We start from the raw sequence: 20,320 nt of genomic DNA on the forward strand, positions 1-20,320 counted from the left end.
CAGCAATATGATCCGCGAACAGAGGTAATGTTAATTCAAACCCGACACCGCCCTCCGCGCCCTCCCAACAGGCGCCCCCGGCCCCCGGCGCGGCCGTGGCACTCAAGGCTTGCGGACCAGCACCCCGAAGGCAGCGATGACCGTGTCCTGGATCGACGTTGACACGTTGGTGTCGAGATGCCGGCGATGCGCGGGAACGATCCCCGACTCCACCAGTTCCAGGCTGTCGAAGGACTCCGCAGCCTCCGCCTTGGTGCACACTCCGGTGGTCATGCCGTAGGCGCTGTACTGTCTGGCGGCCTATTTGCGCGACTTCTGAAGGTGCTGTAGCGGCATCCGGCACCGTGCCGAGCCTGAGGTCAGGAAGCCCGTCCCTTTCCCTTACTTCTGCTTTGCTGCTGTCGCCGCCTCTGGTCTCTGAGGGCATCCCTTCAGGAGAGCGCGGCGTCGTGTGTGGCTGTGTCGCGGGCAGACGTTCTCTGCTGGGGGCGGCGAACGGATTGTCTGCGTAAGCGGAATCCTGGTCTCTGTAAAGGTTGAGTAACTCGTCGATATCGTCCGACGCGGGTGATTCGTTCATTGGTCGGCCTGCCCGGATCCTGAGGCTTCCCCGAAGCGGACGTCGACCTGATTCGGGCTCATTTTTATTGCTCTTTGTATATCCGACTCGAACTGGTCCTCGGACTGACCGGCCTGTGCAACGGCCCTCCGAGGATGAATCGTAATCATCCTGTCCATCGTGTCCAGTGCGGCTGCCATGTCATCAAACATGGATGGCGCGGCGGACGAGCTGGCCTGTGTGGCTCTGGAGGATTCGGCGGCCGATTCCGCGTGGCCGAAGTCGCCGGGTTGTTGCAGGCTGAGTTCTATTGCCTTTTTCATATCTGGCTCGCAATCTGCATCGGATTGGCTGGATTGAGTGGGATGCACATTGCTGGCGCGGAGCGAACTGATTTTCAACTACGGGAGATTCGGATTCTCCAAGCAAAGACCGACCGGGTGCATCCGTCTCCAAGATTTAGGGAATGTTGGTGGTTACCAGGAACTCTTCTTCTCGACCATCGTTCTGAGATACTGTGTGTCCGTCGCGGAGGAATAGGGTGGGGCTCCGTTCCGGGGGAAGAAGATCGCGCTTTTGTATTCTGATTATGCGGCTCGTCCGGTTTGTGCGTATACCTTGGCATATTGGTTTCCTCTCCACGGTTCTCGTTCTGCTTTTGCTGGCGGGAATGTCGCCTGGGCAAGACACAACGTTCACGGGCTTCCTCCGGTTCATCGCCGGCATCCTCTCGGGACTGCCCCCTGGCCTTCGTCCGCAGCGCATGAGGGGGCGACTGGACGGGCTCCATTGCTGCGCCGTCGAGTCCCTGCGGTGACGGACGGGGTCAGGTCGGCCCTGCGCGCATCGCAGGAGAAGTCTGAGTGGCCGTTGGCACCGCTGCAACAGGTCGGTTGGCCACGCTTGTGGCTGAGCGGCTTCGCACCTTCGGCTTCTGTCCGTAATGTTCGTGTCAGCGAACCGTAGGTGCTGTCGTGTGGATCACGCCGCAGGCGCGGGGTCTGGCACGTACCCCCCAGAGGGGGACCCCCGGCGGCATTGTCGTCGGTCGCCGGCTCCCCACGCTCGGCTGCGCTCGCGGGGGTGCCTCTATGTCTTTCGTCAAGCGAGGCGTGGGGTTCTTCGTAGAAGGTGGCGTCGCGAAGCATCGCGAACAGCACGTTGCTGCATTGTCGGGTCAGACGGAGAAGTGCCTGGGTGTGGGACTTTCCTCGGGCCCGGCATTGGTCGTAGTAGGAGCGTGAGGCGGGGTCGTGTAGGGCGGCGAGCGCGGACAGGAACATCGCCCGGTTGAGCTGTCGGTTGCCGCCTCCTGGCGCGTGTTCGCCGTGGATCGAGGTTCCCGACGATTTGGTCGTGGGTGAAAGGCTGCCTAGGAGGCAGGTGGGCGGCGGTGGGGAAGCTGGTGCCGTCGCCGACGGTGACCAGCAAGGTGGTAGCGGTCCTGACCGCGACCCCCGGAATGTGGTGAGGCGGACGTAAAATTCGGTATGGGGCGGGGAACTTTGAGTTGGATCGTTCCGGATGGTGTGGGGGATAGCGGAGCCGTTGATCCCTGCGTCGTGGGTGCGACGGCAGGGTGGCGGGACGCCGGACACGCTTCCCGATGTTGAAATCAAGCCCGGGCAGTCCCAAATGGTGCGACTTGGTAGTACCTGCGGTCACGAATCAGGGCCCACAGCACGGTGACGCGGCGTCGAGCGAGCGCGAGCACGACCTGGACGTGACGCTTGCCCTCGGCTCGTTTGCGGTCGTGATACTTTCGCGAGTTGGGGTCGAACCGGATGCTTACCAACGCGGATGTGTAGGAGACCCGTTGCAAGCGTCGGTGGTGTCGCTGAGGTCGGTGGAGATTGCCGCTGATCTTCCCAGAGTCACGGGGTACGGAGGTCACCCCAGCGAAAGCAGCAAGACGGTCCGGGGTGGGGAGGGCGTCCAGGTTGCCGCCGACAGCAACGAGGAACTCCGCACCGAGGACCACGCGGATGCCTGGCAGGGACTGAATCACTTCAGCGAGTTCGTGTTCGCGAAACCGACCTTCGAGGAGCTTGTCAGTCTCGGCGATCTTCTCGTTGAGGGCTATCAGCTCCTCGGCTAGCGTGGGCACCATCTTCGCGATGGGGCTCTCGCCCGCCACGGCGGTGTGCTGCTGTTCAGCTGCCTCGACAACTTTCGCCGTCAGAGCCGCCAGGGAACGGACCTTCCGGTTGCGAAGCCAGGTGGTCAGTCGGCGCAGGCCGGTGCGCCGGATCGCCGCCGGGGCCTGGTAGCCCGTCAACAGATGCAGTGCCCCGCTCGTACCGATGTCCAATACGCGCTCCAGCGCCGGGAACATACCGTTCAGCAGGCCCTTGAGGCGGTTGGTAATGCGAGTGCGGCCGGCGACCAGATCCACTCGGCGTTCGGTCAGCAGCCGCAGTTCGATGCCTGCGTCATCCCCCGGACGGATGGGCTGCAAGTCTCGCCGCATGCGGGCCTGGTCGGCGATCACTCGCGCATCCCGGGCGTCGGTCTTGCCCGCTCCGCGGTAGCTGTCGTAGGCGCGGTTGACCGCGATACCGGGGATGTAGACGAGTTCCTGACTGTGCTTGACGAGCATGGCGATCAGCAGGCCGGGCCCGCCGCCCGCCATGTCCAACGTCCACGTGACCTACCGGCCACCAGCGAGATCCAGGACGTCGCCGATCAGCTTCAGCAGCTCGGATTCGTCGTTGGCCACCCGCCGCGACAGCAGGGTCTCACCCTCAGTGTCCAGGACCAGCGTGTGGTGATGGGTCTTGCCGCAGTCGCTTCCGGCCCCTATCCGGCTCATCATGCTCCAGCTCGTCGTACGTGCAGTACAGAGCACAGACGACCTCGCGGCATTGCTCTACACAGCGACCTGTTCGCATTTCCCAATCGGCGGCCGAGTCATCGTGGGGAGCCGGGCGGCCAAGCGTGTCAAGCCACGAACGGCAGCCTGATGAAAGCCACATCCAGCTCCCCTGGGTACCTCAACCCTACGAATGGCTGGGGCGGGCCCAGCAAGAAGGTAGAGCCTGATGAGACGCTGTTCGCGGCGATCATCTACGTGTTGGTCAGCGGCTGTACCTGGCGTCAACTGCCGCTCTGCTCCGGCATATCGAAGTCAACCGCGCACCGCCGGTTCCTGATCTGGTCCAGAGCCGGAGTCGACGTCACCCGCGTCGTGCTGGACACCGCCCATGTTCGCGCAAAAGGGGCGAGCACACAGGTCCGAGCCCCGTGTACCGGAGCAAGCCCGGCTCCAAGATGCATGTCTTGTCGGACGCGAACGGGCTGCCCCTCGTCGTCGGGATCTCGGCCGACAACGTCCATGACAGCGAGGGGTTGAAGCCCATGACGGCGGGCCACCCAAACGCAACACGACCCCTACCGCGACCGGTACTTCAAGCCCCAACGCCTCCACGCGGACAAGGCCTATGACGTGTCCACCTGCGGAGATGGCTATGAGGAAAGCACATTGGAGTGCGCATCGCCCGCAAAGACATCGAGTCCAGCGAAAGGTTAGGGCGCCGCAGGTGGGTCATCGAGCGAACCATGAGCTGGCTGTCCGGCTACCGCATACTCAGCCCCCGCTACGAGCGAAATCCCTGCGTCTACCTGGCATTTCTCTGACTCGCCGCCGCCCTGTGCTGCTACAAACGGCTCGTCCGCCTCACCACTTGGGACACGGTCCACATACGCCGTCACTACACTAGCGGGACTACCGTGATCATCATTCAGTCCGTAGTCCCTGAAAGGGAACACTTTGATCAGCCGACGTCAGTTTTCCACTGTGGGTACCGCGATTGCCGGGTCCGCCCTTTCCTTAATGCCTGCCGCCCAGGCGGCCGAGGCGAAGTACGCATCGGCGCGCAGCGGTGCGCGCAACGTGGTTCTCGTGCACGGGGCCTATGCCGACGGCTCGTCCTGGTCGAAGGTGATACCGCTGCTCCAGCAGGCCGGGTTGCGCGTCACCTCAGTGCAGAACCCGCTCTCGTCATTGGCAGACGACGCCAGGGCGGTCTCCTTCGCGCTGGATCAACAGGATGGACCTACGGTCCTGGTCGGCCACTCCTACGGCGGGGCGGTCATTTCGGAGGTTGGTATCGCCGAGCAGGTGAGTGCTCTCGTTTTCGTCGCTGCCCGGGCCCCCGAGGCAGGGGAAGATTACGCAGCGCTCTCGGCCCAGTACCCGTCGCCGCCGGTCACATCCGGCATCGTCAGCTCGGGCGGCTACAAGTGGATCAGTCAGGACGCGTTCCTGCGGGACTTCGCCAACGGCGTGCCCAAGGAGGAGGCCCTCGCCCTTTACGCAGCCCAGGGCCTGCTGTCGACCGCCGTGCCGACGACGTCCGCAGCCGCGTGGCAGGAGAAGGCGTGCTGGTACGCGGTCTCCCGTGACGACCGCACCATCGACCCCGATCTGCAGCGCTTCATGGCCCAGCGCATGAAAGCAACCACCGTCGAACTCGACGCCGGCCACCTGTCCCTCGTCACTCACCCCCAGCAGATCGCCAGGTTGATCAAGTCGGCGGCTGGCGCGGCCTGAGCCGGTACAGAACCCCGGCCCGCGGGCCTGCTCCGCGGTCTGACGTCTTGCGCTGAGGAAGGTTCGGAGCCTGCCGCCAAGCGGTCGGGTGCGATGCTCTGTCCGAGCGCTGCCAGGACGGTAAGTGCGCCGGTGACGGCACGTTTGCCGGCCAGGAGCGCGCCGACGAGGGCGCCAGCGGAGGTTCCCACTATGGCCTCAGCAGCTGTTGTCGTACCGATCTTGGGGTTTGTCGATCGAACGGGAGTCCCGATTGGGTGGTGGTGGGGCGCTCGGCGCATACGAGTAGGGCCTCCTGAACAGCTCGTTGGTGTCGAGTCGCCGAGTAGCATCAGGAGGCCCTGGTGCCGCAGTGTTCCGTGTTCAGGGCCGGGCAGTCCAGTCCAGTTCAGTCACGCTGAAGTGTGACTGTCTGGCTCACCGGTTCGGAAACGCCGCCGACTACTGCAACGGTGCTTGCCGTGACTGCTGGCCAGTTCATTCGTTGGTGTGGTTATGGGTGGGGACCTCGCGGAAGTCGGGTTGTGGGCCGGAGAGTTGGACGTACTGCATGAGCGGTTCGTGCACCGGTTCAACCGGGAGGAGCCGCGTAAGTGGGCGCTGGCTTACATGCGAGGGCTGGTGGCGGTCTCGGAGCCTTTCTGGGACGCCTTGGCCGAGGCAGCATTCCAGCGACGCTTCCACCGCCCGCGCAGCTACCGCCACCAGCGTGGACCACACCCACCGGTTCCTGGCAACCATCCTGCGCCGCCGCAGAGCGGTGACCATGACGTTCCTGGCTCAACTACTGGGCGTCAACCGCACCAACCTGTCCATCCAGTACCAAGACGCAAAACGACTCCTGGACCTTCACCGGATCCTCATCACGCCGATACCCGGATCGCCCGCCCACACATGGGAACAGCTACACGCCCGAACAACCCCCGCGGAACCCCGTCGCTGACAGGTATTGAAATACGCGCCCCGGCCGCGCCGAGAACAGCCAGGTCGGTGTGTTCCTCGCCTACGCCACCGGCCGTGGACGCACTCTGATCGACCGGCGAATGTATCTGCCCTCCTCCTGGACGGACGACCGGGAACGCTGCCGCCGGGCCGGCATCGACGACACAGTCCACTTCGAGACGAAGGTGGCCATGGCCAAGGCGACGGTCCGCCGCGCCATCGCCGACAAGGTCCCGTTCGGCCGGGTGACAGCGGACGCCGCCTATCGCTTCACCGAGGGCCGACGATTCGAACTTGAGCAAGCAGACATCTTCCACGTCATAGCCACAACGAGACACGACACGGTCGTCACCCACTGGGCACTCAACCACCCCGTCCACAATCTGTTCCCCGGCCTCCCACGGCACAAATAGAAACGCCGTCCCTGTGGGGAGAGGGCCCACACCCGTCGGCCGTGCCCGCCTGCCAGGTCCGCCGATGATCTCACCGACGGCCGGAGGCGGCGGGTCGTGATCGGCACGGATGTCCCAAGGGTTACTTGGAGGTGGCTCGGGCGATGGTGTGGGCGTGGGCGCGTGTGGCCATGAAGCGCTGTTCGGCCGGTGCGATCGCGTGGTCCTGGGTGGTGACCAGGTCCCAGGAGGGGATGGTCTTCCAGGCGGTCTTCGTGCTCTTCTCGTCGAAGACGGAGGCGGCCAGCGGGCGCTGGGTGATGGCCATGAGGTCGGTGACCGACCGGGGTACGTCGGCGGCGAAGGCGTCGTGGAACTTGTCCTTCTGGACGTAGAGGTCGGTGCCGGTGCCTCCGCCGGGCAGGGGGTAGGGCACCGGGTCGAGGGCCTGGGGGAGGGTCGCTCCAGGGAACCTGTCGCCGAGTTCGGCCAGGGTCTCGTCCTTGTCGGGGACGAACGCCGCGATGTAGACGAGTGCCTTGACCTCCGGGTTGCCGACGGCGGCAGCACTGATCACGGAACCACCGTAGGAGTGGCCGGCCAGGACGACCGGTCCCTTCACGCTCTTGAGGTAGCACTCCAGGAAGTCTGCGTCGCTCGCCGCCCCGCGCAGCGGGTTGGCGGGAGCCACGACCGGATAGCCGTCGTGCCGCAGGCGCGTGATCACACTGGTCCAGCTGGAGGAGTCCGCGAAGGCTCCGTGCACCAGCACGACCGTGGGCTTCGCTGCCGGCTCGGCGGACTCGGCCCTGGCCGCAGAAGCCGACGGCATGACCGACCAACTGAGGGCAGCAGCCCCCGCACCGGCAGCGAGCGCGGAAACACGCCGACGGGAAGGACGCAGCGCACTCTTCATCTCCGCCTTCATCTGTATCTCCATGAGAGGTATCGTTCTTCGAGAAAGTTCTCGTTGTTCGAGCGGCAGGTCCTGCTGTTCCGCGGGCACGGACCGGGGTGGTGCCTGGCATGTCGGCACGGGCGGTGCTGGGCAGGTCGTCAGACGCGCCCAGCCGGTGCGGAGGCTCCCCAAGCCGCCGCTGTCACCTGCGTGAAGGCGAGGACCTCACCCTTTCTGCCACCGCTGCGGCTACGTGAGCGTAGCTGAGATGGTTACAGATAGGGGCGATGCGGGAAGGGTGGACCTTTCTAGGCCCACATTCGCACGACCGTTCTGCTCATAGTTTGGGGCTGTGGCATGGGTATTTCGAAGATCAAGGCTTCCCCTCACCCTCATTCCGTAGCGCCGACCGCGGCGGAGACGCCTCCGGTGGTTTCACAGATGGCGTGGGTGCGGCCCGCGGCGGCTGTTTTCACGGTGGGGTGGGGGGCGAACATGTTCGCCTCGGTCCTTCAGGTCTACCGGGACAGTCTGAGTGGTTTGCAGGTCAACGCTCTTTTCGGGGCCTACGCGGTGGGGCTCATCCCGGCGCTGCTGGTGATGGCGAGGGTCTCCGACCGGCTGGGCCGGCGGCGCGTTCTGCTGGCCGCGCTGCTGCTGTGCGCGCTCGCTTCTGCGGTGATCCTCTTCTCCGGCGGAGCCTTCGGGACGATCCTGGCCGGGCGGATCCTGGTGGGGGTCAGCGCCGGTTCCGCGTTCGGGCCGGGAACGACGTGGATCAAGGAGCTGTCCGACACCGGGAAGCCCGCCGAGACCGGCACCGGATCCGGATCGGGGTCCGGGGCGGGAGCGCGGCGGTCGGCCGTCGCTCTGACTGCCGGGTTCGCCGTCGGACCGTTGCTGTCCGGGGTCGTCGTGCAGTGGCTGCCCTCTCCGCAGACCACGGCCTACTTGGTGCACATCGCCCTGGTGGCACTGACGCTGCCGTTGGTGTGGCGCGCTCACGAGTCGGCTCCGCCCGCCGCCTGGCCCGCGGGCCGCGCCGATGGCGGGCCGAGGCGTGGTGCGGGTGCGGGTGCGATGAGCGTGCTGACCAGCCGCCTCTTCCTGACCGCCGTGCTTCCCACGGCACCGTGGGTCTTCGGGGCCGCGACCGTGTCCCTCGCGGCGCTGCCCGTCCTCGTACCTCTGGGCGGTTACGGCGCCGTCGGTGGCGGTGTGGTCGCCGCCGTCACCCTGGGCAGCGGCATCGCGGTGCAGCCCTGGGCGCGGCGTCTGACCCGGCGCTCCCCGGCGGCGCCGTTCCGGGTGGGTATGGCTGCTGTGATCGCCGGGCTGCTCGCCGCGGCGCTCACTGTCGCCACCGGTTCGCTGGTCCTGCTCCTGGCGGCAGCGGTCGTCCTGGGCTCGGCCTACGGTCTGCTGCTGGTGAGCGGGCTCCAGCTGGCGGAGTCCCTCGCCGGTCCGCAGAACATCTCGACCGTGATCGCCGTGTTCTACAGCCTCACCTACGTCGGATTCGCCTTCCCCGCACTCGTCCAGCTCCTGGGCGGACTCTGGGACCCGGCACTCGTCCTGATCACCGGCGCGGCGCTCGCAGTCTGCGCCCTGGCCACGACCCTGCTCGCCTGGCCGACACGACGGATGACCCGCCCCGCCTCCTGAATCGGCCGAGTCGCCGCCGAGGCGCTGTTTCTCGGATCATGTGCGGAGTCAGATGATGAGTGCGGCGAGGGTGACGGTGCCGAGGTAGGTGTAGGCGCGTTTCTCGTAGTGTGTGGCGACGGCGCGGAAGCCTTTCAGGCGGTTGTTGGCCCGTTCGGCGGTGTTGCGTTTCTTGTAGCGGTCGCGGTCGAATTCGGTGGGCCGACCGCCGCGGGGGCCGCGGTTGTGGCGGTGCCTGTGCTGGTCGAGCCGTTCGGGGATGATGTGCGATATGCCGCGTCGTCGCAGGTAGCGCGATTCTCGCGGGACGTGTAGGCCTTGTCGGCCAGGACCTGGTCAGGTCGGGTGCGAGGGCGGCCGGCTTTGATGCGGGGCACCGACACCTGCTCCAGGACAGGCTGCAGCTGGGGGCCGTCTCCGTAGTGTCCGGGTGTCAGGAGGACGGCAAGCGGCCGGCATCGTCCGTCGGCTGCGAGGTGGACCTTGGTGGTGAAGCCGCCGCGGGAGCGTCCCAGGCACTCGCCGATCTGACCACCTCCTCCAGCCGGACGGTCAGTCTCCCAAGCACCGGATCGACCTGGTTCGTCCGCGGGCGGACCCCCCTTTGAGAAACCGCGGCGGGCGCCGTCTTCCGCGCACCGGCGGCGTGCTGATGGAGATGCAGGGGAGACGGCGGCCACCAGCAGGGCCTTGCCCTGATGTTCAGTAGCCAGAATGACGATGGCCACCTCGGTTTCCAGGCGCGCGACCGTGTCGGCGGCCAGGGAGCGCAGTTCGTCGGGGGCGATGTCGGTGACGGACTCGACGAGAAGGCGACCCCGCCGGGAAGCTCGGGCCTCGCCCGCGAGGGTCACCGCCTTCCTGCCGAGTTCGTCCGTACGATGGCGGGCCAGTTCCTGTTGGGGGGGGTGTTCACGAGTGCCCTTGGCCTGCTGCGTCAGGAGTTGTTGGTGATCGCTTCCCGTTTGCTGGGTGATGGTTTCCCACCCGGACTGCCCTGGCAGAGAACCTCAACACTATGGAGAGAGGCAACCGCCGGGGCGGTCACTCCTGGCCAACGAAGCCGGATTCCCAGGCCCAAGCGGCGATCTCCACCCGGTTCCGGGCGTCCAACTTGGCCTGCACATTCCCCAAGTGGGTCTTCACCGTGCCCACCGTGATGGACAGTTGGGCAGCGATCTCCGCGTTGGTGCGCCCTCGGGCCACCAGGCGTACGAGGTCCAGCTCGCGGGCCGACAGGGGGCTCGGCGCCGTCCGGCGGCCGGACGCCGGGGGGCTCAGACGGCGCAGCAGCCGCACAGTGACGGAAGGGCTGACCAGCGCCTCGCCCGAGGCCGCCGCCCGGACGGCCTCGACGAGCAGGGCGGGACCGGAGTCCTTGATCAGGAACCCGCAGGCGCCGTCGCGCAGGGCTCGGTGGACGTACTCGTCGTCGTCGAAGGTCGTGGCCACCACGACCTTCGGCGGGTCCACGGCGCCGGGGCGGTTCAGCCGACGCAGTGCGTCGAGGCCGTCGAGGCGGGGCATCCGGATGTCCATCAGCACCACGTCGGGGCGGTGCCGCTCGGCAAGCTCCAATGCCTGGAGACCGTCCGCCGCTTCGGCTACGACCTCGATGTCGTCCTCGGCGGCGAGGATCATCGCGAATCCGGCGCGGACCATCGCCTGGTCGTCGGCGATCAGCACCCGAATGGTCAATGGGTCCCTCCGCCGGGGATGCGGACCGGAGCCGAGGCCGGTACCGGAGCCGAGGCCGGTACCGGAGCTGCCGGGAAAGTGGCTTCGACGCTCCAGCCACCCTCCGGGGCCGGGCCCGTCCGAAGGCCGCCGCCAACCAGGTTCACCCGTTCGGCCAGCCCTCGCAGCCCGAACCCACCGCCGGAGGGGTGGCGTGACCGGCCGTCGTCACTGACCCGCACCGTGACGCCGTCACCGCCCCGGACCGCGCGCACCCGCACCTCGGTGCAGCCCCGGGCGTGTTTGCGTACGTTGGTCAGCGCCTCCATCACCACGCGGTGGGCGGTGGTGGTCACCTCCACCGGCAGGTCGTCGAACGAACCCTCCAGTTCGAGCCGGACCCCCGCACCTCCGACCGTCGAGAATCCCTCGACGAGCGAGCGCACCTCCGCCATCCCGGCCAGCGGCACGAGGGCCGGTTCCCCGTCGGCGTCTCGCAGCATCCCGACCATCTGCCGCATGGACATCAGTGCCTCCGACCCGGCCCGTTCGATCCGCTCCAGGGCCGGTGGCACCAACTCCGGTCGTCGCTGCGCGATCACCAGAGCACCCTGCGCCTGCACCACGATGCCGGTCACATGATGGGCGACGAAGTCGTGCAGATCGCGGGCGAACTCGGCCCGCTGCTCAAGGCGCAGTGTCGCCGCCCGCCGCCGCCGGTCCGCCATGACCAGCCGCCAGGCGACGCCGCCGCCCAGCACCGCCGTCGACCCCACGGCGAGGAACAGCGCCACGATGACGCTGTTCTCCCGCACCGCGACCGCCAACGGCCGCAGCACGATGGCCGCCCACAGCACCGGAGGGGCCACCCACGCCACCCACCCCCGCCGCCCGCGCAGCGGGACGAGCAGCAACAGCCACAGCAGCGCAGCCGGTTCGGCGAGCCCGTACGCGTCCGAGGCCACGGGATCGGGGGAACTCCCGGGCCCGGCGCGCAGCAGGATCGAGACCGCCAGCGACGTCACCCCCGCCAGGGCGCCGACCACCGGGAGAGCCCTCGCCCCGAGCGACGGCGACCCTGCGACGGCGGTCACCGCCAGCAGAGCGCAGGCCAGTTGGGCGGCGCGGCTACCGAATCCATCGATGCCCCACGCTTGGTGGTCGAACCACAACGCCCAGCACACCAGCGCCGTCCACGCCAACCATGCCGCCCAGGGCCACCGGGCGCCGCGCCCCGCTCTGCCGAAAGTAGTAGCGGGCGGCGCGAGACCTGCCTTTCGCCGGATCCGGTGCTCCGGCCCTCCGGGCAGAGTCGTCTCCGTCAGGCCGGTTTCGCGATCCATCACACCCAGGAGCATGACATGAGCGGGTTCACCTTCCGCATCGAATCCGTCGAGGTGCTCGGGCCGCTCCTCGCCGCCTTCATCGTGCTCCTCGCCGTTCGTGCCACCCGTCAACACCCGGGCTGGCACGGCAGGCCCGCGCTCACCCGGCTCGTGGCGGCCCTGTACGCCACGGGCTTCCTGCACTTCGCCCTGTTCCCGATCATCGTGGACCGGGCCCAGAACAGCTCCCCCTGGACCGGCCAGGTCCAGCCGATCCCCTTCCTGGGCCTCCTGGGCATGGATGTCTCCTTCCCGCTCAACGTGCTCCTGTTTCTCCCGTTCGGGGTACTGCTCCCCCTCATGACGCGCCGGGAACTCGGCCCGGGGCGGGCAGCCCTCCGCGCCCTGACCGTGAGCGCCGCGATCGAGCTCACCCAGCTCGGCATGTACATCCTCTTCAGGAACGGCCGAGGGGCGGACATCGACGACATCGTCACCAACACCCTCGGCGCCGCCCTCGGCTGCCTCCTCCTCCACCTCGCCCTCCGCTCCACCACTTTCTCCGCCCTCACCCGCACCTTCGCCCTCCCGGGCACCGCCTTCAGCCACCCCACCGCCGAAACCCAGCCCGCCCCTGAAATGCGTCGGACACGGTGAGGGACGGCGCCCAAAGCCCGATCCCACCGGCCACCAGGGCGCACCCGCCCCCGTCACCTTTTCCGTGGCCCCGCAATGGGGCTCCAGGCCCCCGGGCCCGGCATGACTGTGTCCCCCTGCCGAAGGCATGGCCGGGAGGGTGGTGTCATCGGGCCCGGGGCACCGCTTGACCGCTGATGAGGGGCCTGATGGCCACCCCGCCCCGGTGCAACGCCGGAGCCATGACCGGGTGGACCTCTGCGTAACGTGGTTGCCGGTAGTGCGCCGTGAGGCGCCTCGTTGTATACCCGGCTCAATCGGGAGGAGCTTGGAGGAATGTTCTCGGGCCACCTGGCTTACCTGAACGTGAAAGCGCGAGAGGACAAGAGCATGCCAAGACTACGGACCGTCTGGAGGCGTCCAGGACGGCGTCCGTCAGACCCGCGCGATATGGCCAAAGCTGGACTGCCTGAAGCCTGATCTCCAGCGGCGTGCACCACCGCCGTCGGTATGACGTCTGGCACCGATACCCCGCCCTGCCTGCCGAAGTTGCCGGTCGGCGGACAACCTCCGGGACGGGGAGCGTCGCCCAACGAGGGCGGTCAAGGAGATGAGTGGGCGACCTACGTTGCGCTCGATACGTACAGCGAGGACGTACCACGGGCACGGGGAGCGGTATCGATGTGCTGTACAGCGTCTTTGGTGCAGTGGACTTCACCGATCCGCGGGACCTGCTGCCAGCAGCTGCTGCCGCTCTGCGCCCGAGTGGGAGGCTGGTGTTCTCCACGCTGGGCGCCTACCTCAACAGCGACCCTGTTCCGCTGGTGCGCGTCGATCGGCGACGGCGGCATGAATCCGTTCCACCCACCCGTCCCTGCGGATCGCGACGAAGGCCGGGTACTTCACCGCGGCGACCGGTGCCGATGCCGTGAACGACGGTGTCCTCACCGAGGACCAGGCCGTGGCCGGGCACAGCCTCACCCCGGACTATGTGCGCTGGCAGATGGGCCGCAACTGCGAGCAACTCGGGCGCGAGCGGCTGGACCTGGTCCTGCTGCACAACCCGGAGCGCGCCCACCCCGGCGACCGCCTGGCCCTGCACCGCGCAATGCGGGAGGCGTTCGTCGTCCTGGAGGAAGCTGTGGCAGCCGGGCACGTGGCCGGGTACGGCATCGCCACGTGGGCGGGCCTTGAAGAGGAGGCGTTCACGGTGGGAGAACTGCTTGCCCTGGCCGCCGAAGCCGCGGGTGGCCGGCACCACCTGATCGCGGTCCAAATGCCCGTCAGCCTGGTGATGGTGACGCCGATCGTCCAGGCCTTGGACGGCCGGGGGCCGCTCCCGGCCGCCGCCGGGGCTGGGCTGCGGGTGATGGCCTCCGCGCCGCTGCACGGCGGTGAACTGCCCGGCATCGTCGACCAGGAGCTCGCCGACCTCATCCGGCCGGGCCTGACCCCCGCCCAGGCGTGTGTTCTGGCGGTCGCGTCATGCCCAGGAGTGACGGACGTCCTCATCGCCGCTTCCAGTGCGCCACACTGGAGTCAGGCGGCCGACGCCGTCGCCCAACCCTCGCTGACCGCCGCCAAGTTGCGGGAGATCACTGGTGTACTCGCCTCCCCCTGACCCGGACACCGAACAGCGCATGCGCGCCCGCCACGCCCTCGCCGCCCAGGCACTGGACGTGCGAGTCGAGCCGGGCAGGAAGTTCTGGGGTTGGGCAGGGCGCACTCTGGGTGCCCCGGCCCGCACCACCACCGGCCAACCGGCGTGGCTGCGGCTCGTGTCCGCACCGGAGGACAAGGCGTCGGGGAAGCTGTAGGACGGCGCCCTCGACGCACAGCACGTCTTCGGGGACCTCGACGGGCACCGGCCCACCCTGCTGACTGTCCACGACGGCGTCGACGACGGAACCGCCTACCGGGCGGAACTGTCGGTGCGTGTTGACCAGCCGGTCCTGTCAGACGACCCACTTCTCCAGCACCACCTCCAGCTGCCGGACCCCTGGTGGGAGGACCTCGCCGGGACGCTGGAGAAGGTGGCGGCCGCCGACACCGACCGCGTCGCCGTACGACAGCAGTACATGGACCGGGCAATCCCCGAATTCGTAGGTATACCGGCCCCGGCCGTGACCCGCTGGACAGCCGCCCACTCCGACCTGCACTGGGCTAACGTCACCGCGCCGCTGAGGATTCTTGACTGGGACGGCTGGGGGCAAGCTCCGGAAGGGTTCGACGCCGCCACGCTCTACGCCTACACGCTGCTCCAGGAGGACACCGCAGCCCGCGTCCGCGACGCCTTCCCCGTCCTGGACAGCCCGGCTGGCCTCGCCGCCGAAGCGACCGTCTGCGCCCAGTTGCTGCAGACCGTGGCCCGCGGTGACAACCTCACCCTCGAAGACCAGCTCCGGAACTGGTCCGAGGAACTCCGCCACCGCTGACGAATCAGCCCGCCCAACCGATGTCACGGACCTCGATCGCCCGGCGTGCGGCCGGTACTGGATCCAGCAGCGCCGTTCGAACGCCTCCCGGATCTCCTCCACGGAGCCCGGATCGCGGATGTCGGGCCAGGCCTGCGGATCCATCCGCGCAACCTCCACGAGCGCCATCACCTCCTTGCGGGCCCGGTCATTCGGCAGCTGCGCCATTCTCTCGACCGCGAGTTCCTCCACCACCACGCCGTACCGCATCCCGCATACCCCCGTGTGATCGACTTGGGCAGCAGCGTACGGAGGAACCACCGATCACGTTCCGGCCTGTGGATAACCCGGATCGGGCATGCTCCGGACGTTGGACGGTGGCGAGGGGTACAAGTACCGCTATGGCGGGTGAGCGGGTGCGGTGGCCAGCGGTGGTGGACCGTGCGAGGCAGATCGTGCTGGTGTACGCGCCATTGAAAGTCACGTTGCGGCAGGTAATGTACCGCCTGGCCTCCGAGGGCGTCCTGCCGCACACGCCGCCGATGTACCGGCGGCTTTCGTCGCGCCTGTCCAAGGTCCGCCGCGAGGGCCGGTTCCCCGACCTGATCGACACCGTCCGCGAGGTCCACGTGCCGTCGGCCTGGCCGCACGTGGATGCGTTCGTGACGCAGATACCCGACTGGTTCCGCCTGGACCGTACCGAGGGCCAGGAGCATGCGCTGTACGTCGCCGCCGAAAAGGACACGCTTCGGCAGCAGCTGACCGAGTGGCTTGATGAGACAGGCATTCCAGTCTTGGTGGTCCGCGGCTTCGGGTCGCAGTCCTACGCCGACGTCGTCCGCGGCCGCGTCGCCACCGACCCGCGCGAGGTGGTGCTCCTGGTGGTCGGTGATTGACTGTTCAGGTGAGGATATTGAGCGGGACTGGGCAGTACGCACCGGCTGCTGGAGCCAGGTGACCCGGGTGCTGCTGACCTTTGACCAGGTACGCGCGTACGGGCTTCCCGCGACCGAGGGGAAACGGGGCGACCCGCGCTGGTCGGCCTTCGCCCGCCGCTACGGCTTCGACATCGACCGTCCCGTCCAATGGGAGGTCGAAGCCCTCGAACCCGACGAACTCCAGCGCCTGGTCCTCGCCGCCGTCGCCCCGTACGTCGACCGTGACGTCCTCGCCGAACAGATGGAACGCGAGGAACAGCAACGCCGTGCCCTGTCCGACTTCCTCGGAGGCTGGGACGCGGGGGACGTCTGGCTGAGCTGGACGGCCCCGCACGACCCGTCACCTCCACACGCTCACCGGCACCGCGGCGCAGGCCAGGCGGCCGGCGTACGGACGTCGCGAAAATGATCCAGGCTCAGGTCCTGAAGGCCGACACTCGGATCGTCCTCACCTATCGCGCCGATGAGCACTGGGCCACCATCGACGAAGACGGGGGCGTCATCTTCCCTGTCGGACGCGTCGGGGTGAGCGCTGACTGTACGCGTACGTCCGCGAAGTGATCACGCCAGCTTGCGTGCATGAACGTTGTTCCGTCCCGCTGACTCCAGGCGCTGAGGAGGAACGGCACCCTGTGAGGGTCGTCAGCGGCGTAGGACGCTGACGAGCCTGCATACCGGGCTCGCCGAGGTTGAAGCGGGTCAGGGAACCGAACCAGTGGCCGGCGCCGCGTCGGCGACCCCAGGGACGGTCGGCTTCGCGGCAGCAGGCGGCGTGCGGTAGGCGCGAAGGGGTGCGTTGGCCGCGGCCACGGCGGCGATCACCAGGGTGGCGGCCAGTCCGCCGAAGATGAGGGAAAAGGGGGCGGAGGTGACCGACGCCAACAGGCCGCCACGGAAGTTGCCGAGTTCGGGGCCCGCGGCACCGATGACGTGTTCTACCGAGGAGACCCGCCCTCGGTACGCGTCCGGGGTCTCCAACTGGACCAGGGCACTGCGGGTGACGACGGACACGGTGTCGGCGGCGCCCGCCACGGCAAGGCAGCCGAGCGCCAGCCACAACGGCCCCGCCAGACCGAAACAGGCCAGCGCCAGGCCCCATACACCGGCTGCGGACAGCTGGACCAGGCCGGAACGGCGCCAGCGCGTCACCGTTCCGGAGAGCAGACCGGCCGTGATCCCCCCGACCGCGACAGCCGAGAGGAACAGACCGAGAGTCTGCGGGTTTCCCCCGAAGCGAACCTCGTTGACCAGCGGGAAGAGTGCGATGGGCATAGCCAGCAGCGTCGCGGACAGATCGGTGGCCATGGAGCCCCACAGCGTCGGACGGCGCAGGACGATTCGCCAGCCACCGCGCTCCGGCCGGTGCCTGCCGCTCGCCGGGCCGGCGCCTTCGGGCCGCATGGCGGGCAGACGGATCACCGCCAGCATCGAGACCGCCGCAGCCGCGGCCTGTGTGGCGTAGGCGGCAGAAGAGTCCCAGCGGGCGATGATGAGCCCCGCCATGGCGGGACCGGCCAGCATCGCGGCCTGGAAGGAGACGTTGGTCAGCGCGAGACCGGCCGAGACCTGGTCGCCGGGCAACAGCCGGACCGGGAAGGTGCGCCGGGCCGGAGCTCCCAGAGCGCCGCAACTGGCCCCCAGGGCGACGAGGATAAGCAGCAGCAGCACGCTGCGGTTGTCCGTCAGGGCCTGGGCACACAGCCCCGCAGCGGCCAGCAGTTGGCCTGCGGCGGTGGCCCGCACCAGCGCACGGCGATCGACGGTGTCGGCCAGTGTGCCGCCGAGCAGCCCGAACAGCACCATCGGCAAACCGGTGGCGAGCCCAATGGTGCCGGTGCCCACCGGGCTGCCGGTCAGGTCCCAGACCTGGGCCAGCACCGCCACGTTCGCTATCTGTCCGCCGAGCTGAGAGACCGAGGTACCGATCCACAGGACACGAAACGACTGACTGCTACGCAGCGGGCGGGTGTCGAGGAACCGGACACGGACACGCCCCCTCATCGCGGGGGCTCAACAAGGTGGTCGAGGACCCGCTGCCGCATCGACCGGCGTTCCAGCGCCCGCCGCACCTCCTCGACAACGGTGGTCATCGCGTACGGGATCTCGCTGTCCAGCTCGGTGACCGTCTCGTGAGTGGCGCGCCACTCCGCCTCAAGAAACGGCACCAGCGACCGGCCCCGCTCGGTCAGGTCGATCCGCCGGGTGCGGGCGTCGGGCCCCGGCTCGGAGGTGACCAGATCTTCCTTGCGCATGGCGGCGATGGTCTGGCTGATCGCGGAGTGCGAGCGGTTCAGGGACTTCGCAAGCTCACGGATGGTCAGTGGTCCGGTGTGGGCGAGGCGGATCAGCGGATAGGCGAACCGGGGCCGCATCCCCTCGATGCCCCGCTCGACGTAGACCTGTTCGATCTCGGCGTCCATGGCTGCCAGAAGCTCGTGCAGGGAGCGCCAGGGATCGGGTATTACTGTGGGATCAGAAAATGTCACAGCGCTAATATAACAGCGCTGCGATAATCGAGCTCAGGGAACACCTCAAGAGCCTGCGACCGTATCCCTGGTCCCCGCGTCTGGGACAGCGTCCCGCTCGCGGTCAGTGTCGACAGTCGCCCGGGCGCAAGTCGATCCCCGAGCCCATAGCGTTGTCCTCGTCGGTGACGGGACGCAGGACAAGAGGACCAGCCACCGCGCCTGCGGAACGGACAAAGGGGCAGTACGGTCCACGATCCTGACCGGTTCCAGGAATCCGAAGAAGATCGGGAACGAGGCCGTCGACGGCACCCGACCACGTACTACAGAGGAACGGTCACCCCCGAGGGGATGCGCGCCAGCCGCGACGCCGTCATGGGCAAGGCGGCCCGGGAGCGCCAGGTCGACAGTCTTGATCACTTCTACGGGCTGAGGCTCGACAAGAACCTCAACATGGACCTGTGGATCGACGGCGACGGGCGCGCCAAGCAGTTCCGTATGCGCGGCGCGACCTACAAGATGCTTTACACCGCCGACGGAGAGCCGCTTGAGCCCGCCGTCGGCGACCCTATCGACCTGGCCGTCACCTTCCTTGAGATCAACGAGCCGTTCAGCGTCAGGACCCACCCGCCGGGGATGCCGACGATCATTTTTTCGCGCGAACGTCCACAGGGGGCACCGCCGACCTGGCTGCACTGGTGGACGCACAGGCCACCTGAGCGGTACGTACCCGGTTTGCCGCGTCCTTGCGCCAGAGCAGGAACGAGCCCTTGCCGCTTCCTCGCCCAGGGCGGCGACGCGCCGCCACTCGGCATGCCGGGTCGCCCACTGCTTCCCGAGCTCCTGCGGGTCGGCCGCCTACACGCCGCAGTCGACGGCCGGGAGGGTCGGCTGTTGCTGAGCCGTCCGTTCGTAGAGCCAGTCCGCCCACACCTGCCCTGTGGGCGGGTAGGTGTCGGGGTCGTCCTCGGCGAGCCGGGCCGCGACCGCCGACACCGACACGGCCATCGCCTCGGCCTCGGTGACGCGGCTGTGGAAGGCGAGCACGCGCCGGAAGCGCTCCTTCGTGGCCGCGTGCATCAGCCCCGTCTGCACCGCCGCGAGCCGGGCCCCACGTACGGCGTCCGAACCGGTCGCCTCTGTCGCCAGGGCCGCATAGAGGTCGGGATCACGAATATCCAGACACAGCACCTGATACGGGGCAACGATGCCCCGACTGATCGCGTCAGACAACGTCAGCCTGTACGCCACCGGCCCAAACACCGGCGAACCGTCCTCCATCGACGCCACCAACCGCGGCCGCTCACCCTCCGCCTCCCACACCCGCGCCGTCGCCGTCATATACAACCGACGCTCCGCAGGCAACTGCGCCTGGTCATGCACCGCCGCCCACGGCTTCAGACCATCCCCACTCGTCCGGTGCGCCTCATCCACCACCATCAGGCTCCACACCCCCAAGCCCGCGGCATGAGCGCGCTGCAGAATGCCGAGCCCGACCGCCGCATAGGTGGCGAAGACCGTCATGGTCTCCAAGCCAGCCATCCAAGCGACCAGCTCATCCGGATCGGTCGTGCACGGCAGCCCCTGGCTCTCCTCAGCCCGCAGCGAGCACACCCCGACCATCGCCCCGGAACGGCCCGCCCTGCGCCAGGCGCCGGCCATCTGTGTCAGCAGGTCCAGCGTCGGCACCAACACCAGCACACGCCGGGCCGCAAGCCGGTGCGCCGACTTGGCACCAATCAGGGTTTTTCCGGAGCCGGTAGCGGCGATTACCTGAGTCCTCAAACCCTCAGGAGGCATACGGCCACCGGGCGGCACACCGAGAATACGAACGACGTTATCGACTGCCTCAGCCTG

The 20,320-nt window shown here is 67.9% G+C and carries 17 protein-coding genes and 8 pseudogenes; 14 read left to right on the top strand and 11 right to left on the bottom strand.

The features are described 5' to 3' along the window. Positions 1-102: 102 nt before the first annotated feature. From ACH4DZ_RS43635 to ACH4DZ_RS43650, 4 genes and pseudogenes are all read right to left on the bottom strand, one after another. Positions 103-273 (bottom strand): hypothetical protein, encoded by a 171-nt coding sequence (locus ACH4DZ_RS43635; protein ID WP_398295229.1) that lies wholly within the window; start codon positions 271-273, stop codon positions 103-105. A 303-nt stretch (positions 274-576) separates the two neighbouring features. Beyond that, positions 577-960 (bottom strand): hypothetical protein, encoded by a 384-nt coding sequence (locus ACH4DZ_RS43640; protein WP_398295231.1) that lies wholly within the window; start codon positions 958-960, stop codon positions 577-579. 720 nt (positions 961-1,680) lie between these two features. Further along, a pseudogene (locus ACH4DZ_RS43645) lies at positions 1,681-2,023 on the bottom strand (transposase); the annotation flags it as partial. A 151-nt stretch (positions 2,024-2,174) separates the two neighbouring features. After that, positions 2,175-3,371: pseudogene (locus tag ACH4DZ_RS43650) on the bottom strand (IS110 family transposase). A 225-nt stretch (positions 3,372-3,596) separates the two neighbouring features. Here ACH4DZ_RS43650 and ACH4DZ_RS43655 point away from each other — a divergent pair. The 5 genes and pseudogenes from ACH4DZ_RS43655 to ACH4DZ_RS43675 form a co-directional block, all read left to right on the top strand. Continuing rightward, positions 3,597-4,195, top strand: a pseudogene (locus ACH4DZ_RS43655) (IS5 family transposase); the annotation flags it as partial. Positions 4,196-4,391: 196 nt separating this feature from the next. Beyond that, positions 4,392-5,111 carry an alpha/beta fold hydrolase gene (locus ACH4DZ_RS43660; protein ID WP_398295233.1) on the top strand — a complete coding sequence of 240 codons (720 nt, stop codon included), beginning with the start codon at positions 4,392-4,394 and terminating at the stop codon, positions 5,109-5,111. A 495-nt stretch (positions 5,112-5,606) separates the two neighbouring features. Then, positions 5,607-5,747: pseudogene (locus tag ACH4DZ_RS43665) on the top strand (IS701 family transposase); the annotation flags it as partial. Beyond that, positions 5,730-6,074: pseudogene (locus tag ACH4DZ_RS43670) on the top strand (ISAzo13 family transposase); the annotation flags it as partial. The pseudogenes ACH4DZ_RS43665 and ACH4DZ_RS43670, both read left to right, overlap by 18 nt. Then, positions 6,072-6,463: pseudogene (locus tag ACH4DZ_RS43675) on the top strand (transposase); the annotation flags it as partial. The pseudogenes ACH4DZ_RS43670 and ACH4DZ_RS43675, both read left to right, overlap by 3 nt. A 124-nt stretch (positions 6,464-6,587) precedes the next feature. Here the strand turns inward: ACH4DZ_RS43675 and ACH4DZ_RS43680 are convergent. Beyond that, positions 6,588-7,385 carry an alpha/beta fold hydrolase gene (locus ACH4DZ_RS43680; RefSeq protein WP_398295235.1) on the bottom strand — a complete coding sequence of 266 codons (798 nt, stop codon included), beginning with the start codon at positions 7,383-7,385 and terminating at the stop codon, positions 6,588-6,590. A gap of 387 nt (positions 7,386-7,772) precedes the next feature. Between ACH4DZ_RS43680 and ACH4DZ_RS43685 the strand changes: the two genes are divergently transcribed. Continuing rightward, complete coding sequence (locus ACH4DZ_RS43685; RefSeq protein WP_398295237.1) at positions 7,773-9,008, top strand: MFS transporter; 1,236 nt, start codon at positions 7,773-7,775, stop codon at positions 9,006-9,008. Positions 9,009-9,056: 48 nt separating this feature from the next. Here the strand turns inward: ACH4DZ_RS43685 and ACH4DZ_RS43690 are convergent. The 3 genes and pseudogenes from ACH4DZ_RS43690 to ACH4DZ_RS43700 all read right to left on the bottom strand — a co-directional run. After that, positions 9,057-9,523, bottom strand: a pseudogene (locus ACH4DZ_RS43690) (IS5 family transposase); the annotation flags it as partial. Positions 9,524-10,052: 529 nt separating this feature from the next. Continuing rightward, a complete protein-coding gene (locus ACH4DZ_RS43695; RefSeq protein ID WP_398295239.1) occupies positions 10,053-10,706 on the bottom strand; it encodes a response regulator in 654 nt (217 codons plus the stop codon). After that, the gene (locus ACH4DZ_RS43700) at positions 10,703-12,028 is read right to left on the bottom strand and encodes a sensor histidine kinase (RefSeq protein ID WP_398295261.1); all 1,326 of its coding nucleotides are present in this window, start codon (positions 12,026-12,028) and stop codon (positions 10,703-10,705) included. The genes ACH4DZ_RS43695 and ACH4DZ_RS43700 overlap by 4 nt, the downstream gene beginning before the upstream one ends. Positions 12,029-12,046: 18 nt before the next feature. On the opposite strand from ACH4DZ_RS43700, the gene ACH4DZ_RS43705 reads away from it, so the two are divergent. The 8 genes and pseudogenes from ACH4DZ_RS43705 to ACH4DZ_RS43740 all read left to right on the top strand — a co-directional run bounded on the left by ACH4DZ_RS43705 (position 12,047) and on the right by ACH4DZ_RS43740 (position 16,559). Next, on the top strand, positions 12,047-12,667 hold the full coding sequence (locus tag ACH4DZ_RS43705; RefSeq protein WP_398295241.1) for a VanZ family protein: 621 nt from the start codon (positions 12,047-12,049) through the stop codon (positions 12,665-12,667). 659 nt (positions 12,668-13,326) lie between these two features. Then, positions 13,327-13,461, top strand: a pseudogene (locus tag ACH4DZ_RS43710) (SAM-dependent methyltransferase); the annotation flags it as partial. Between the two features lie 113 nt (positions 13,462-13,574). Continuing rightward, a complete protein-coding gene (locus ACH4DZ_RS43715; RefSeq protein WP_398295242.1) occupies positions 13,575-14,267 on the top strand; it encodes an aldo/keto reductase in 693 nt (230 codons plus the stop codon). Between the two features lie 19 nt (positions 14,268-14,286). After that, positions 14,287-14,463, top strand: a complete 177-nt coding sequence (locus ACH4DZ_RS43720) for a hypothetical protein (protein ID WP_398295244.1) — start codon at positions 14,287-14,289, stop codon at positions 14,461-14,463. Between the two features lie 114 nt (positions 14,464-14,577). Continuing rightward, positions 14,578-15,081, top strand: coding sequence for a hypothetical protein (locus tag ACH4DZ_RS43725; protein WP_398295246.1), 504 nt, complete (start codon positions 14,578-14,580; stop codon positions 15,079-15,081). 380 nt (positions 15,082-15,461) lie between these two features. Beyond that, positions 15,462-15,956: a hypothetical protein gene (locus tag ACH4DZ_RS43730; RefSeq protein WP_398295248.1), complete on the top strand. Its 495-nt coding sequence runs from the start codon at positions 15,462-15,464 to the stop codon at positions 15,954-15,956. Between the two features lie 67 nt (positions 15,957-16,023). After that, positions 16,024-16,407, top strand: coding sequence for a hypothetical protein (locus ACH4DZ_RS43735; protein ID WP_398295250.1), 384 nt, complete (start codon positions 16,024-16,026; stop codon positions 16,405-16,407). After that, positions 16,404-16,559 (top strand): hypothetical protein, encoded by a 156-nt coding sequence (locus ACH4DZ_RS43740; RefSeq protein WP_398295252.1) that lies wholly within the window; start codon positions 16,404-16,406, stop codon positions 16,557-16,559. The genes ACH4DZ_RS43735 and ACH4DZ_RS43740 overlap by 4 nt, the downstream gene beginning before the upstream one ends. A 138-nt stretch (positions 16,560-16,697) precedes the next feature. Here ACH4DZ_RS43740 and ACH4DZ_RS43745 read toward each other — a convergent pair whose 3' ends face one another. The 3 genes from ACH4DZ_RS43745 to ACH4DZ_RS43755 all read right to left on the bottom strand — a co-directional run. Further along, the gene (locus tag ACH4DZ_RS43745; RefSeq protein WP_398295254.1) at positions 16,698-17,999 is read right to left on the bottom strand and encodes an MFS transporter; all 1,302 of its coding nucleotides are present in this window, start codon (positions 17,997-17,999) and stop codon (positions 16,698-16,700) included. Next, positions 17,996-18,418: a MarR family winged helix-turn-helix transcriptional regulator gene (locus tag ACH4DZ_RS43750; RefSeq protein WP_398295256.1), complete on the bottom strand. Its 423-nt coding sequence runs from the start codon at positions 18,416-18,418 to the stop codon at positions 17,996-17,998. Before ACH4DZ_RS43750 ends, ACH4DZ_RS43745 begins: the two co-directional genes overlap by 4 nt. 903 nt (positions 18,419-19,321) lie before the next feature. After that, positions 19,322-20,320 (bottom strand): DEAD/DEAH box helicase family protein (locus tag ACH4DZ_RS43755; RefSeq protein WP_398295258.1); only part of this gene is annotated, 999 nt, incomplete at its 5' end.

Source organism: Streptomyces sp. NPDC017991 (assembly GCF_044328075.1).
Lineage (GTDB): Bacteria > Actinomycetota > Actinomycetes > Streptomycetales > Streptomycetaceae > Streptomyces.